15 protein-coding genes are annotated in these 14,407 nt (G+C 71.8%); 1 reads left to right on the top strand and 14 read right to left on the bottom strand.

The window, feature by feature from the left end; translation table 11 throughout:
• Positions 1-89: 89 nt before the first annotated feature.
• The 14 genes from RH864_RS12340 to RH864_RS12275 form a co-directional block, all read right to left on the bottom strand.
• Positions 90-608, bottom strand: coding sequence for a DoxX family membrane protein (locus RH864_RS12340; protein WP_310517856.1), 519 nt, complete (start codon positions 606-608; stop codon positions 90-92).
• 166 nt (positions 609-774) lie between these two features.
• On the bottom strand, positions 775-1,188 hold the full coding sequence (gene nusB / locus RH864_RS12335; RefSeq protein ID WP_310517855.1) for a transcription antitermination factor NusB: 414 nt from the start codon (positions 1,186-1,188) through the stop codon (positions 775-777).
• Positions 1,188-1,751, bottom strand: coding sequence for an elongation factor P (efp, locus tag RH864_RS12330; protein ID WP_310517854.1), 564 nt, complete (start codon positions 1,749-1,751; stop codon positions 1,188-1,190). Before efp ends, nusB begins: the two co-directional genes overlap by 1 nt.
• Positions 1,752-1,863: 112 nt before the next feature.
• Positions 1,864-2,307: a type II 3-dehydroquinate dehydratase gene (locus RH864_RS12325; RefSeq protein ID WP_310517853.1), complete on the bottom strand. Its 444-nt coding sequence runs from the start codon at positions 2,305-2,307 to the stop codon at positions 1,864-1,866.
• Positions 2,308-2,368: 61 nt separating this feature from the next.
• Positions 2,369-3,451, bottom strand: a complete 1,083-nt coding sequence (gene aroB, locus RH864_RS12320) for a 3-dehydroquinate synthase (RefSeq protein WP_310517852.1) — start codon at positions 3,449-3,451, stop codon at positions 2,369-2,371.
• Positions 3,448-3,966, bottom strand: coding sequence for a shikimate kinase (locus RH864_RS12315; RefSeq protein WP_310517851.1), 519 nt, complete (start codon positions 3,964-3,966; stop codon positions 3,448-3,450). Before RH864_RS12315 ends, aroB begins: the two co-directional genes overlap by 4 nt.
• Complete coding sequence (gene aroC, locus RH864_RS12310; RefSeq protein WP_310517850.1) at positions 3,959-5,167, bottom strand: chorismate synthase; 1,209 nt, start codon at positions 5,165-5,167, stop codon at positions 3,959-3,961. The genes RH864_RS12315 and aroC overlap by 8 nt, the downstream gene beginning before the upstream one ends.
• A 58-nt stretch (positions 5,168-5,225) precedes the next feature.
• Positions 5,226-6,056, bottom strand: a complete 831-nt coding sequence (locus RH864_RS12305) for a shikimate dehydrogenase (protein ID WP_310517849.1) — start codon at positions 6,054-6,056, stop codon at positions 5,226-5,228.
• Positions 6,049-7,605, bottom strand: coding sequence for an endolytic transglycosylase MltG (gene mltG, locus RH864_RS12300; protein ID WP_310517848.1), 1,557 nt, complete (start codon positions 7,603-7,605; stop codon positions 6,049-6,051). The genes RH864_RS12305 and mltG overlap by 8 nt, the downstream gene beginning before the upstream one ends.
• Positions 7,602-8,087 (bottom strand): Holliday junction resolvase RuvX, encoded by a 486-nt coding sequence (gene ruvX / locus RH864_RS12295; protein WP_310517847.1) that lies wholly within the window; start codon positions 8,085-8,087, stop codon positions 7,602-7,604. Before ruvX ends, mltG begins: the two co-directional genes overlap by 4 nt.
• Positions 8,088-8,089: 2 nt before the next feature.
• Positions 8,090-10,744, bottom strand: coding sequence for an alanine--tRNA ligase (alaS, locus tag RH864_RS12290; RefSeq protein WP_310517846.1), 2,655 nt, complete (start codon positions 10,742-10,744; stop codon positions 8,090-8,092).
• Positions 10,745-10,819: 75 nt separating this feature from the next.
• Positions 10,820-11,017, bottom strand: coding sequence for a hypothetical protein (locus RH864_RS12285; protein WP_396129969.1), 198 nt, complete (start codon positions 11,015-11,017; stop codon positions 10,820-10,822).
• A gap of 201 nt (positions 11,018-11,218) precedes the next feature.
• Positions 11,219-11,890 carry a 30S ribosomal protein S4 gene (rpsD, locus tag RH864_RS12280; RefSeq protein WP_396129968.1) on the bottom strand — a complete coding sequence of 224 codons (672 nt, stop codon included), beginning with the start codon at positions 11,888-11,890 and terminating at the stop codon, positions 11,219-11,221.
• Between the two features lie 182 nt (positions 11,891-12,072).
• A complete protein-coding gene (locus RH864_RS12275) occupies positions 12,073-13,482 on the bottom strand; it encodes a replication-associated recombination protein A (protein ID WP_310517844.1) in 1,410 nt (469 codons plus the stop codon).
• A gap of 137 nt (positions 13,483-13,619) precedes the next feature.
• Between RH864_RS12275 and RH864_RS12270 the strand changes: the two genes are divergently transcribed.
• Positions 13,620-14,396, top strand: a complete 777-nt coding sequence (locus RH864_RS12270) for a peptidylprolyl isomerase (RefSeq protein WP_310517843.1) — start codon at positions 13,620-13,622, stop codon at positions 14,394-14,396.
• The last annotated feature ends 11 nt before the right edge of the window (positions 14,397-14,407 follow it).

Here is a 14,407-nt window from a genome sequence, read left to right as displayed (position 1 = left end):
CGACACGCCGGCGGGGCCGGGGATCTTCCTGAGCTGCGAGAGCTCGCAGGTCGGTGGGGCGAGCGGATGCCTCGGGCTGCACCCGCGGGTCAGCGGCGCCGGCCGATGGGGCGGCGCAGCGCGGCGGCCGCGACGACCATGGCGGCCGCGACGAGGACGACGTCCTTGAGGATGTACTGCGCGGTCAGCGTCGGCCCGGCGACCGAGAACAGCTCGCCCGCGAAGAACACGAGCGGCGAGAAGATGCCCACGAACGTGGCTGCGAGCGCGAGCAGCCCGACGCGGAGCAGCACGCCCGTCACGAGCGTGAGCCCGACGAACACCTCGAGTCCGGCGGTGAGCGCCATGGCGGCGTAGCCGTCGACGAGGCCGAACGAGAGGGCGTTCCAGGTGCGCGTGACGAGGTCTTCCACGGGGCTCACGCCCGGCAGGAACTTCAGCGCGCCGAACACGAGGAAGACGAGTCCGAGCGAGACGCGCAGCGCGGGCACGCCGGCGCGGGCGAGGAATCGCTGGATGACCGCCTGCGCGGCGTTCGCCCGGTCGAGGACGGTGTCGAGGCCGGTCGCGGTCGAGACGCGTCCGGTGCCGATGGTGGTGGTGGACATGCGGGTGCTCCTTCGAGAGCTTCGGGTGAGTGGCAGCCGGATGCGGCAGCACATTCATCCCATCGCTCGGACGCGACCGAGTCGCCCGGAACACCGCTGAGTTTTCCTCGGGGCCATCCCCGAACGGGAACCGGGACACCGGTCCCGGACACCGAGGACCGGCGCCTCAGCCCTTCGCGTGCGAGACCGCGGCGAGCAGGCCGTTCACGAACCCCGCCGAGTCATCCGTCGACAGCACCGTGGCCGCCTCGACCGCCTCGCTGATCGCGACCGCGTCGGGGACCTCGTCGTTGTGCAGGATCTCCCACACGCCGATGCGCAGCAGTGCACGGTCGACCGCGGGCATGCGCTCGAGCGTCCACCCGCGCGAGTGCGTCTCGATGAGCTCGTCGATCTCGTCGCGGTGGTCGACGATGCCGTCGACGATCTCGCGCGCGTACAGCCACGACGCCTGGCGTTCGGGCTCGTTCACCGCGCGCTCGGCCTCGGTCGCGAGCATCTGCTCGACCGGCACCTGACGCATGTCGGCGGAGTACAGCAGGTCGAGGGCGCGCTTGCGCGCCTTCGTACGGGCGCTCACTAGTCGTTCACACGCCCGAGGTAGTCGCCGGTGCGGGTGTCGACCTTGACCTTCGTGCCGGCCTCGAGGAAGAGCGGCACCTGGATCTCGTAGCCGGTCTCGACGGTCGCGGGCTTGGTGCCGCCCGTCGACCGGTCGCCCTGGAGGCCGGGCTCGGTGTAGGTGATCTCGAGCACGACCGACGCGGGCAGGTCGACGTAGAGCGGGTTGCCGTTGTTCAGCGCGATCGTCACGGGCTGGTTCTCGAGCATGAAGTTCGCCGCGTCGCCCACGGTCGCCGCGGGGACGGTGATCTGGTCGTAGTCGGTCGCGTCCATGAACACGAAGCCGTCACCGTCGTTGTAGAGGTAGGTGAAGTCGCGACGGTCGACGTTCTCGATGTCGACCTTCGCACCGGCGTTGTACGTCCGGTCGACGGTCTTGCCCGTGACCACGTTCTTCAGCTTGGTGCGCACGAACGCGCCACCCTTGCCCGGCTTGACGTGCTGGAACTCGATGACGCTCCAGAGCTGGCCGTCGATGTTCAGGACGACGCCGTTCTTGATGTCTGCGGTCGATGCCATGGGGAAACTGATCCGATCGGTTGGTGGAAGTCAGACGGATGGCCGCCGGCCGGGCTGATTCGTCGGCGTGCGGGTGCGCACGTGCGCGTGCGACTGATCGAGTGTAGTCGACTCAGCTGTTCGCCCGCAGAAGCCAGTCCACCGCGAGCCGGTACGACTCCGCCCCGAACCCGGCGATCACGCCGGAGGCGACCCCCGAGATGACGCTCGTGTGCCGGAACGTCTCCCGGCTGTGCGGGTTGCTCAGGTGCACCTCGACGAGCGGGATGCCCGCCTGCTTCAGCAGTGCGGCGGCATCGCGCAGCCCGTAGCTGTAGTGCGTGAACGCGGCGGGGTTCAGCACGACCGGGACTCCGCGGTCGACCGCCTCGTGCAGCCAGCCGATGAGCTCACCCTCGTCGTCGGTCTGCCGCAGCTCGATCGCAACGCCGTCGGGCACGGATGCCTCGAGCCGCGCTCCGATGTCGGCGAGCGTGTCGCTGCCGTACACCTCGGGCTCGCGCGAGCCCAGCCGGCCGAGGTTCGGGCCGTTCAAGACGAGGATGGTGGTGGTCACGCGACGAGCCTAGCCGCGAGGCATCCGTTCATGAGGCGCATGCGCGCGGGAGCCGCGCCGCTCACGACGCGATCTCCTGGTACGCCGCGAACAGCAGCGACTGGTCGGGTGCGAGCATCGAGGTCGGCTTGCCGAGGTCGTCGAGCACGATGAACTTCAGCTGGCCGCCGCGGGCTTTCTTGTCGCGTTGCATGGTCGCGAGCAGCGTGTTCCAGCGACCGGCGGGGTAGCTCGTGGGCAGGCTCAGCAGGTCGAGGATGCGACGGTGCCGGTCGGCGACCTCGTCGGAGAGCCGGCCGCTCAGCCGCCCGAGCTCGGCGGCGAACATCATGCCGACCGCGATCGCCGCGCCGTGCCGCCACTGGTACCGCTCGGCGTGCTCGACCGCGTGCCCGAGCGTGTGCCCGTAGTTCAGGATCTCGCGGACCCCGGACTCCCGGAAGTCGTCGGTGACGACCTCGGCCTTCATCCGGATCGCGAGCTCGACCACCCGGCGGAACTGCGGCGTCGCCGGGTCGGTCGCCGCCTCGGGGTCCGCCTCGATGACGTCGAGGATCTCGGGGTAGCGGATGAACCCGGCCTTCACGATCTCGGCGAAGCCGGCCAGGATCTCGTTCCGCGGCAGGGTGTCGAGCAGGTCGAGGTCGCACAGCACCGCCGCGGGCGCGTGGAAGGCGCCCACGAGGTTCTTGCCCTCGTTCGTGTTGATGCCGGTCTTGCCGCCGATCGCGGCGTCGACCATGCCGAGCACCGACGTCGGCACGAGCACGAAGCGTACGCCGCGCAGCCAGGTCGCCGCGACGAAGCCCGCGACGTCGGTCGCGGCGCCGCCGCCGATGCCGACGATCGCATCGCTGCGCGTGAAGTCGGCCTGCCCGAGGATCTGCCAGCAGAACGCGGCGACCTCCACGCGCTTGCCCGCCTCGGCGTCGGGGATCTCGGCGAGCAGCACCTCGAACCGGTCGGCGAGCTCCTCGCGGATCGCGGCCGCGCGGGCGCCGAGCGTCGCGGGGTGCACGATGAGCACCTTGCGCACCGTCTGGCCGAGCGCGTCGCCGAGCTCGGCGACCACGCCGCGACCCACGCGGACGTCGTACCCGTCGTCGCCGCCGACCCGGATGGTGGTGCGGTCGTCGGTCGTCATGGCAGCTCTCCCAGTCGTCCGGTGAGGTCGGCGACGATGCTCGCGACCGGACGGCGCGAGGTGTCGAGGTCGAGATCGGCGAGCGACTCGTAGACCGGGGTGCGCTCGGCGAGGATGCGCTTCCAGCGTTCGATGCCGCCCTCGGCGATGAGCGGACGCGTGCCGCCCGCGAGCCGCGGTTCGACGGCCTCGGCGTCGACCCTGAGCAGGACGACCGCGAGCGACTCGAGGTCGGCGCGCGTCTCTGGGTGCAGCACCGCTCCCCCGCCGAGCGCGACCACCGCGGGCTCGCGCAGCGCCTCGGCGACGATCTCGCGCTCGATGATCCGGAAGTACTCCTCGCCCTCGCGCGCGAAGATCTCGTCGATGGGCCCGTACCGCGCGACGATGCGCTGATCGGTGTCGACGAACGGCGCGCCCAGCGCCGCGGCCAGCTGTGCGCCGACGCGCGACTTGCCTGCGCCCATCGGCCCGATCAGCACGACGGGCAGGGCGATGCGGGCGGCGTCAGCCACGGTCGACGTCGGCGCCCGCCGTCGCGAGCGCGTCGGGGATCGCCTCGAGGTAGCCCCGCAGGTTCCTGGCGGTCTCGCCGACCGAGTCGCCGCCGAACTTCTCGAGGACCGCGTTCGCGAGCGTGAGCGCGACCATCGCCTCGGCCACGACGCCCGCGGCGGGCACCGCGCAGACGTCGGACCGCTGATGGTGCGCGGGCGCCGGCTCACCCGTCGCCACATCGACCGTGGGCAGCGCGCGCGGCACCGTGGCGATGGGCTTCATGCCGGCCCGGACGCGGAGGACCGCACCGGTCGACATGCCGCCCTCGGTGCCGCCCGAGCGGTTCCCGTCGCGCACGATGCGGTCGTCGGCGAGATGCAGCGGGTCGTGCGCCTGCGAGCCGCGACGCGTGGTGGTGAGGAAGCCGTCGCCCACCTCGACGCCCTTGATGGCCTGGATGCCCATGAGCGCCGCGGCCAGCTGCGCGTCGAGACGACGATCCCAGTGCACGTACGATCCGAGCCCAGGCGGCACGCCGTACGCGAGCACCTCGACGACCCCGCCGAGCGTCTCGCCCTCCTTGTGGGCGGCGTCGACCTCGGCGACCATCGCCGCGCTCGTCGGCTCGTGGAAGCAGCGCAGGGGGTCGGCGTCGAGGCGGTCGACGTCGTCGGGGTGCGGCACCGGCTCGCCCTCAGGCACCCGGACGGGCCCGATCGCGATCGTATGAGAGACGAGGCGGATGCCGAGCTCGGCGAGGAACGACCGCGCGACGGCGCCGAGCGCGACACGGGCCGCGGTCTCGCGCGCGCTCGCACGCTCGAGGACGGGGCGGGCCTCGTCGAAGTCGTACTTCTGCATGCCGACGAGGTCGGCGTGCCCCGGACGGGGACGGGTCAGCGGCGCGCCGCGCCCGCGACCGAGCTTCGCATCGTCGACCGGCTCGGCACTCATGACCTCCTGCCACTTCGGCCACTCGCTGTTGCCGATGCGCAGGGCGACCGGGCTGCCGAGCGTGCGGCCGTGCCGCACGCCGCCCGAGATCGTGAGCTCGTCCTGTTCGAACTTCATGCGCGCACCGCGGCCGTAGCCGAGCTTGCGGCGCGCGAGATCGGCGCGGATCTGGTCGAGCGAGACGGGGATGCCGGCGGGAAGACCCTCGAGGATCGCCACGAGCTCAGGGCCGTGGGATTCTCCGGCGGTGAGCCAACGGAGCATGCCTTCATCCTTCCACAGGCGGGAGGGCCCGATCGGCCATGCGGCCGGCACGGAAGGCTCAGAGGACCGCGGCGCGCATCGCGGCGAGGACCTCGTCTTCGCCCGCGAGCGGGGTCGCGGGGTCGCCCGCGACGAAGACGCGCACCTGCAGCAGCGCCTGGTGCAGCAGCATGCCGAGCCCGTGGATGACCTCGCCGCCCGCGTCGAGCCAGCTGACCGCGAGCCGGCTCGGCCACGGGTCGTAGGCGACGTCGAAGAGGGTCGCCTCGGTGCGCAGGGCGACGGATGCCTCGTGCGGCAGTTCGGTGCCACCCGGCACGGTGCTCACGACGAGGTCGGCGCCCGGCGCACGACCGAGCGCGTCGATCGGCTCGACCCGCACGGCCACCCCGAGCCGTGCACCGAGCGCGACGATCGGCGCCGCGCGCCCGGGCGTCCGGGCGAAGACCGTCACCTCGGCCGCGCCGAGCTCGTGCAGCGCGGCGAGGGCCGAGGCCGCCGTCGCGCCGGCGCCGAGGAGCACGCCGCGCGCGACCGCGGAGCGTCCGGCCTCGCGCACGGCCCGCACGATGCCGCCGACGTCCGTATTGAACCCGAGCCGGCGCCCGTCGTCGGCGAGCAGCAGTGTGTTGGCCGCGCCCGTGAGCCGGGCGACCCGGTCGAGCTCGTCGACGAGCGGCAGCACGTCCTGTTTCAGGGGCATCGTGAGCGAGAGCCCGCGCCAGTCCGGCGCCAGGCCGCCGAGGAACGCCGGCAGGGCCGGCCCGTCGACCTCGACGGCCTCGTACGACCAGTCGAGTCCGAGCCGGTCGTACGCCGCGCGATGCAGCGCCGGGCTCTTGGAGTGCGAGATCGGGCTGCCGAGCACCGCGAGCCGGCGCTCAGCCATCGGCCGGCTGGTCCTCGAGCCACTGGTAGAACCGCTGCGCGGCCGCCTCGTGCTCGGCGTAGGTCACCGAGAAGACCGTCTCGCCCGTGTCGGGGTTCACGGTCACGAAGTACAGCCACGGGCCCTCTTCGGGGGTGAGCGCCGCCTGGATGGCCTCGGCGCCCGGGTTGCCGATGGGGCCGGGCGGGAGCCCCGGGTGCACGTACGTGTTGTAGAGGTTGCCGGCATCGGCACGCTCCGCGTCGGTCGTGGTGACCTCGGAGTGATCGCTGATGCCGTAGTGCACGGTCGAGTCGAACTGCAACGGCATGCCCTCGTCGAGTCGGTTCTGCACCACTCGCGACACCTTGCCGAAGTCCTGCGGGAGACCCTCACGCTCGATGAGCGACGCGATGGTCGCCACCCGATACCGGTCCTCGGCCGGCACGCCCGCGGCGTCGAAGGTCCGCAGGCTGAGGTCGACCATCTGCTGCACGACCTGCTGCGCGGTCACGCCCGGGTCGAACGTGTAGGTCGCGGGGAACAGGAAGCCCTCGAGGCTCGTCGCCTCGGCGGGCAGGCCCAGCGCCTGCGGATTCGCCGCGACGGCCTGCAGCTCCTCGATGGGGATCTGCAGCACCGCGGACACCTCGGCCAGCACGTCGTCGGCCCACATGCCCTCGCGGATGAGGACCGTGTTCTCGAGCCGGTTCGCCTCGTCGGTGAGCCCCGCGAGCGCGGCCTGCGCGCTCATCTGCTCGGCCAGCCGGAACACGCCCGGATAGAAGGTCACCGCGGTGGGCGCTTCGTCGATCGCCTCGAGGAACGCCGCCTCGGACGCGACGACGTCCTGCTCGACGAGCCGCGAGCCGATGCTCGTGCCGGTGTCGCCCTCCTCGACCTGGAACAGCACCTCGCCCGTGCCCTGGCCCGAATAGTCGGCGGCGGGCGTGAACCGGTCGATGAGCGCGGTGATCGGGCCCTGGAGCACGAAGAAGGCGACGACCGCGAGCGCCACGACCACGACGAGGCCGACGACGCAGCCCCATGCCCCGCGCCGTCGGCGCGGTGGTTCCGTGTCGTTCGGGTGGTTCGAGGCCGCACGTCGTTCCGCGCGGCTCGGGCGACGCCCGGGGTCGGTCTCGGGCTCGAAGGCGACGAGCTCGTCGAGCGCCGTGCGGGCCGGCCGCATGCGTTCGGCCGGCTCGTCGCTCGAGCCCACGGAGCTCGAGCCCACGGCGTACGTACGACCGCCTGATGGAGCATCCGCTGCGGGGGTCTGCGAGGCGTCGACGTCGGCCGCGACGATGAGCCGGATGGCTTCGGCCTCGGCGAACTGCCGCTGCTCGGCCTCGCGCATCTCGCGCCGCGTCAGCGGCCGGTCGGGGTCGCCCGTCTCAGCCGCGGGCGGCGTCGGCCCGGCTGAGGCCGACCGGGTCGGCTCGGGGTCCGGCGTCGCAGGTGTGGTGGCACCGCGAGGGATCTCACCGCGCAGAAGGGCGTGCCACTCGTCGCCACCACCACCGTCGTCGTCGCGCGGATCTCGTGGCGCAGGGGGAAGCTGGGTCACGGGGGAACTGGCCCTTCGTCGCTGGAAAGCACCCGGCCGGGTGCACTGCCCGACGCCCGCTCGGCATCGATTGCATGCTGAAGAATGATAACCGCGGCCGCCTGGTCGATCACCGGACGCTGTTGGCGCGCCTTCTTTCCCGACGCGCGCAGGTGCTGCTGGGCCGTGACGGTGGACAGTCGTTCGTCGACCAGCCGGACCGGCCGGTCGGCGCCTGCGGCGCCCGCGAGCCGTGCCGCGAACGCGATCGCGTCCTCGGTCGACGCGGTGACCGCGCCGGACAGCGACAGCGGGTTACCGACGACGAGCTCGATCGCGCCGTGCTCGTCGGCGATCTCGAGGATGCGACGGAGATCGGCGTCGCCGTCGGCACTGCGCGCGACGGTCTCGACGGGCACCGCGAGCACCGCGGCCGAGTCGCTGCGGGCGACGCCCACGCGTGCGCGCCCCACGTCGATGCCCAGACGCACCCCCGGCCGCATCGCTACCGCCCGAGCTCCGCGCGGGCCGCCTCGAGCGCGGCCGGGATCGCCGACACGTCATTGCCGCCGCCCTGGGCGAGGTCGGGCTTGCCCCCGCCACCGCCGCCGAGCGTCTTCGCCATCGCCTTGGCCAGCGCACCCGCGTTCGCACCGGCGTCGCGCGCTGCCGGCGACGTCGCGACGATCGCCACGGGTTTGCCGCCCACCTCGGCCGCGAGCGCGACGACCGCCGCGGCATCGCCGAGCCGCGCCCGGACCGCGGTCGCGAGCGAGCGGACCTCGTCACCCGAACCCAGCGTGCCGACCGACTCGGCCACGAGCAGCACGTCGCCCACGCGCGTGGCACGCTCGGCGAGCGCGGGGACGCGATCGTTCAGCGCCTTGGCCTCGTACGCCTGGATCTTGCGCTCGGCCGCCTTGAGGCTGGCCGCGAGCTCGGAGACCCGCTCGACGAGCTGGTCGGGGCGGGTCTTCAGGTTCTGCGTGAGCTCGTTCACGAGCGCGCGCTCGGATGCGAACTGCCGGAAGGCGTCCAGGCCGACGAGCGACTCGACGCGCCGGTTCGACGCACCGACCGAGGACTCGCCGACGATGTTGATCATGCCGACCTCTGCGCTCGTGGACACGTGCGTGCCCGCGCAGAGCTCACGCGACCAGGGGCCGCCGATGTCGACCACTCGCACGACGTCGCCGTACTTCTCGCCGAACAGGGCCATCGCGCCGAGCGACTTGGCCTCGTCGAGCGGCATCTCGCGCGTCACGACCTGGAGGTTGGACCGGATCGCGGCGTTGGAGACCTCTTCGATCTCGCTCCGGGTCTCGGGCGAGAGCGCCTGGTTCCAGCCGTAGTCGAGACGCAGGTAGCCGGCCTTGTTGAACGAGCCGGACTGATGCGCCGACGGCCCGAGCACCTCACGGAGCGCCGCGTGCACGAGGTGCGTGCCCGAGTGCGCCTGGGTCGCGCCGCGGCGGTAGTCCTCGTCGACGAGCGACGTCGCCGCGACGCCGACGCCGACCTCGCCGCGCGTGACCTTCACGGTGTGGCTGATCAGGCCTTTCACGGGCTTCTGCACGTCGAGCACCTCGAGCTCGAAGCCGTCGCCGACGATCCTGCCGCGGTCGGGTGCCTGTCCGCCGGACTCCGCGTAGAGCGACGTCTCGGCGAGGATGATCTCGGCGGTCTGCCCGGTTGTGGCGACCTGCACCGGCCGGCCGTCGACGAGGAGGCCGAGCACCGTGGACTCGGTCGCGAGGTCGGTGTAGCCGCGGAAGATCGTCTCACCCAGTGCCCGGAACTCGCCGTACACCGAGAGGTCGGCGAGCACCTTCTTCTTCGACTTCGCGTCGGCCTTCGCACGCGAACGCTGGTCGGACATGAGCGCGTCGAACGCCGGCCGGTCGACCGAGAGGCCGGCCTCTTCCGCGATCTCGAGCGTGAGCTCGATCGGGAACCCGTACGTGTCGTGCAGCAGGAACGCGGTGTCGCCGGCCAGCGCTCCCCCGGTCTGCTTGGTCTTCGCGACGGCCACGTCGAGGATCTCGGTGCCGGCCTCGAGCGTGCGGAGGAACGTCGCCTCCTCGCCGAGCGCGAGGCGCTCGATGTGCGCGTAGTCGCGCTCGACCTCGGGATACGCGGCCTTCATGGCATCGCGCGACGCGGCGAACAGCTCGCGGAACGACGGGCCCTCGACGCCCAGCAGGCGCATGGCGCGGATCGACCGGCGCAGCAACCGGCGCAGGATGTAGCCGCGCCCCTCGTTGGACGGGGTCACGCCGTCGCTCATGAGCATGAGCGACGAGCGCACGTGGTCGGCGATCACGCGCATGCGCACGTCGTCCTCGTGGTCGGCGCCGTAGCGCCGGCCCGAGATCTCGGCGGCCCGGTCGAGCACGGGACGCACCTGATCGATCTCGTACATGTTGTCGACGCCCTGCTTGAGGAACGCGACGCGCTCGAGCCCCATGCCGGTGTCGATGTTCTTCTTCGGCAGCTCCTTCACGATGCGGAAGTCGGTCTTGGACTTCACGTCGTCGATCAGGTACTGCATGAAGACCAGGTTCCAGATCTCCACATAGCGGTCGTCGTCGGTCGCGGGACCGCCGTCGGCGCCGTACGCGGGGCCGCGGTCGAAGAAGATCTCGGAACAGGGGCCCGCCGGGCCGGGCTGGCCGGTGTGCCAGTAGTTCGTGTCCTTGCCGAGCCGCTGGATGCGCTCGGGCGGCAGCCCCGCGACGCGCTCCCAGATCTCGATGGCCTCGTCGTCGTCCTCGTAGACCGTGACCCACAGATCCTTCGGGGCGAAGCCGTAGCCGCCGTCGGCCTCGGGTGTCGTGAGCAGCTCCCACGCGAACGTGATCGCACCCTCTTTGAAGTAGTCGCCGAACGAGAAGTTGCCGTTCATCTGGAAGAACGTGCCGTGCCGCGGCGTCTTGCCGACCTCTTCGATGTCGTTCGTGCGGATGCACTTCTGCACGCTGGTCGCACGCGGATACGGCGCGGGCACGACTCCGGTGAGGTACGGGACGAAGGGCACCATGCCCGCGACGGTGAACAGCAGCGTCGGGTCGTCGGACACGAGCGAAGCCGAGGGCACGACGGTGTGGCCGCGCGCGGCGAAGAAGTCCAGCCAGCGCTGGCGGATGTCGGCAGTCTGCATGGTTCCGTATCTGTCGGGATCGGTCGGATCGGCCGGGGAACGGCCGCGAAGCGGCCGGGTGACGGCGGCGGCGCGTCAGTCGGCGGCGGGAGCCCCGTTCGCGCGCAGCTCGGCATCGCGCTCGTGGTACCCCTCAGCGATCGCCTGACCGAACGCCCTCGCCTTGGCATTGACGCCGGCGAAGAACTCACGACCCGGTTCGGTCTTGTTGAACTGATGCGCCGCGACGAACCCCGCCGCCACGCCGGCGGCGAACCACAGCATGTTCTTCACGAGAATGCTCCCTGATCGTCTGCGCCGGCGCCGGGCGCCGACGGCCCCGGGCGGTGCCGGAGGGTCTGACAAGACAGTCTAGTGGCGACGGATGCCACGCCAGCCGCGGTGGCCTCGCCATCCGACGGCCCGGCGGAACGGCCACGGGAGACGACACGGGGGCCGCGGGAAACCCGCGACCCCCGTGCTCGACGCGATGCGTCAGCGAGCGGCGTAGTACTCGACGACGAGCTGCACATCACACGTGACGGGCACCTCGGCACGCTTCGGGCGGCGTGCGAGCTTCGCCTGGAGCTTGTCGAGCTCGACCTCGAGGTAGCCCGGGGTCTTGGGGAGCACGTCGACGTGACCGCCGGCCGCGGCGACCTGGAAGGGCTCGGTGCCCTCGGAGCGCTGCTTGACGCCGATGATCTGGCCCGGCTTCACGCGGAACGAGGGGCGGTCGACCAGGCGACCGTCGACCGTGATGTGGCGGTGCACGACGAACTGGCGGGCCTGCGTGATGGTGCGGGCGAAGCCGGCACGCAGCACGAGCGCGTCGAGGCGCATCTCGAGCAGCTCGACGAGGTTCTCACCCGTCAGGCCCTCGGTGCGACGGGCCTCGTTGAACGCGATGCGAAGCTGCTTCTCGCGGATGCCGTACTGGGCGCGGAGACGCTGCTTCTCGCGGAGCCGGACGGCGTAGTCGCTGTCCTGCTTGCGCTTGGTGCGGCCGTGCTCGCCGGGAGCGTAGGGGCGCTTCTCCATGATGCGGGCGGCCTTCGGGGTGAGGGCGACGCCGAGCGCGCGGGAGAGGCGCGTCTTGCTACGTGACTGGTTCGTCACAGGTGTGTCCTTTCGGAGGTTCTCGAACGATGGGTTCCGGGCGCGCATGGCGCCGGAAGTCTTGTCAGAGCCGAGACTCTTATGAGAGGGGTGACCACGGGTCGACCGGCTACAGGTCGGACCGCTTCGCCGTCGATCCCTCGCAGCCGCACGCGAGATCTGGCTTCAGGCCGTCGACCATGCTATCACGACGGTCGCACCGGCCGAGTGCCGGATCTGCGGCTCCTGGCTCATCGCCCACGCACGATGCGTCGGAGCTTGGCCAGGCGCGCCGACACGTCGCGCTCGTTGCCGTGCTCGGTCGGCTCGTAATAGACCGCACCCTGCAGTCCCTCGGGCAGGTACTGCTGCTCGACCACGCCGATCGCGTCGTCGTGCGGGTACCGGTAGCCCTTGCCGTGCCCGAGACGCTTCGCACCCGGGTAATGCGCATCGCGCAGATGCGGGGGCACCCGGCCGGCGCGACCCTCCCGGACGTCGGCGATCGCACGGTCGATGCCGACGTAGGCGGCGTTGGACTTCGGTGCCGTGGCGAGGTGCACGACCGCTTGCGCGAGCGGGATGCGGCCCTCGGGCATGCCGATGAACTGCACGGCGTCGGCGGCCGCCACCGCCACGCCCAGCGCGGTGGGATCGGCCAGGCCGATGTCTTCGCTCGCGAGCACGATGATGCGGCGCGCGATGAACCTCGGGTCCTCTCCCGCCTCGATCATGCGCGCGAGGTAATGCAGCGCGGCGTCGACGTCACTGCCGCGCACCGACTTGATGAACGCGCTGATGACGTCGTAGTGCTCATCGCCCGCGCGGTCGTAGCGGAGCAGCGCCCGATCCACCGCGCGCGACACGATCTCCGCGGTGATCACCGGCCGCGAGGCATCCGCCCCCTCGTCGTCGCCCTCGTCATCGCCCTCGTCGTCGCCCTCGCCCTCGGTCGCGCCCACCGACGCCGGCCCGGGCGCTGCGCCGCCGGCCGAGATCGAGGCCGCTTCCAACGCGGTCAATGCGCGCCGCGCGTCGCCCGACGCGAGCCGGATGAGCGCGGCCCGCGCCTCGTCGTCGAGGTCGAACCGGCCGCCCAGGCCGCGCGGGTCGGCGACCGCGCGATCGACGAGCACCCCGAGGTCGTCGTCGGACAGGGTCTCGAGCGTGAGCAGCAACGAGCGCGAGAGCAGCGGGGAGATCACGGAGAACGACGGGTTCTCGGTCGTCGCGGCGACCAGGATGACCCAGCCGTTCTCGACGCCGGGCAGCAGCGCGTCTTGCTGCGCCTTCGTGAACCGGTGGATCTCGTCGAGGAAGAGCACGGTGGACAGCCCGTAGAGGTCACGGCTCGCCTGCGCCTCCTCCATGACCTGGCGGACGTCGCGGACCCCGGCGGTCACGGCCGAGAGCTCGACGAACTTGCGCCCCGAGGACCGCGCGATCGCCTGCGCGATCGTGGTCTTGCCCGTGCCGGGCGGGCCCCAGAGGATCACCGAGACCGAACCCGTCGTGCCGGCCCGGTCTCCGGCCAGCGCGCGCAGCGGCGAACCCGGGGTCAGCAGATGCCGCTGCCCCGCGACCTCGTCGAGATTCGTCGGGCGCATGCGCACCGCGAGGGGGGTCGCGCCCGCGCGCAGCCCCAGGCCGGAGTCCACCATGCCGACCAGCGTAACCGCGCCCACCGACGCCGCGGGCGTGCGTGCGATCGCATCGGGAATTGAGCACGGACCCCTCACCCCCGTACGATCTCGTCGCAGGAGTCGCGGAATCTGGAGTTGCGGAAAGAGGAGCACGCGTGGCAGGGAACGACCGGCAGGCCCGAGAGGAACGTGCCCGGCTGCGCACGTATCAGGCGCGGCAAGAGGTGCACCGCGGGAAGGAGCGGAGGCGGGTCCGGGACAACGTGATCGCCGCCGCCGCTCTGGTCGTCGTGCTCGTGCTCGCCGTCGCGGCGCAGCTGTTCTTCTTCGACGGCGGCCCGGGCGGCTCGGAGGCGTCGCCGTCCCCGACCCCGAGCGCGGAAGCACAGCCCGAGACCGCCGGCGAGGCCCCCTCGCCCGAGCTCGCTGAGAACCGCACCTGGACGGGCGAGCTCACCCTCAACGGCATCGCCCTCGGCGTCGAGCTCGACGGCGCGGCCGCCCCGCAGGCCGTCGCCTCGACCGTGAGCCTCGCCCAGTCGGGCTTCTACGACGGCGTGACGTGCCACCGCCTCACCACCTCGGGCATCTTCGTCCTGCAGTGCGGCGATCCGTCGGGCGACGGCACGGGCGGCCCCGGCTACTCGTACGGACCGGTCGAGAACGCCCCGGCCGACGACGTCTATCCCGCCGGCACGCTCGCTATGGCCCGGCAGGGCGGCAACGCGTCGAGCCAGGGCAGCCAGTTCTTCGTCGTCTACGAGGACTCCACGATCCCGTCCGACGCGGCCGGCGGCTACACCGTCCTCGGGCGTGTGACGAGCGGACTCGACGAGTTGCAGACCGCCGTGATCGACGAGGGCGTCGCCGACGGGGCGACCGATGGGGCGCCGGTCGTCCCCGTGACCATCGACGGCTTCACGGTCGAATAGGCGCCGCTCCG

This window comes from Agromyces aerolatus, from assembly GCF_031432255.1.
Classification (GTDB): Bacteria; Actinomycetota; Actinomycetes; order Actinomycetales; family Microbacteriaceae; genus Agromyces.
Note: the sequence above shows the minus strand (reverse complement) of the source record. Positions and strands in the feature narration are given on the sequence as shown.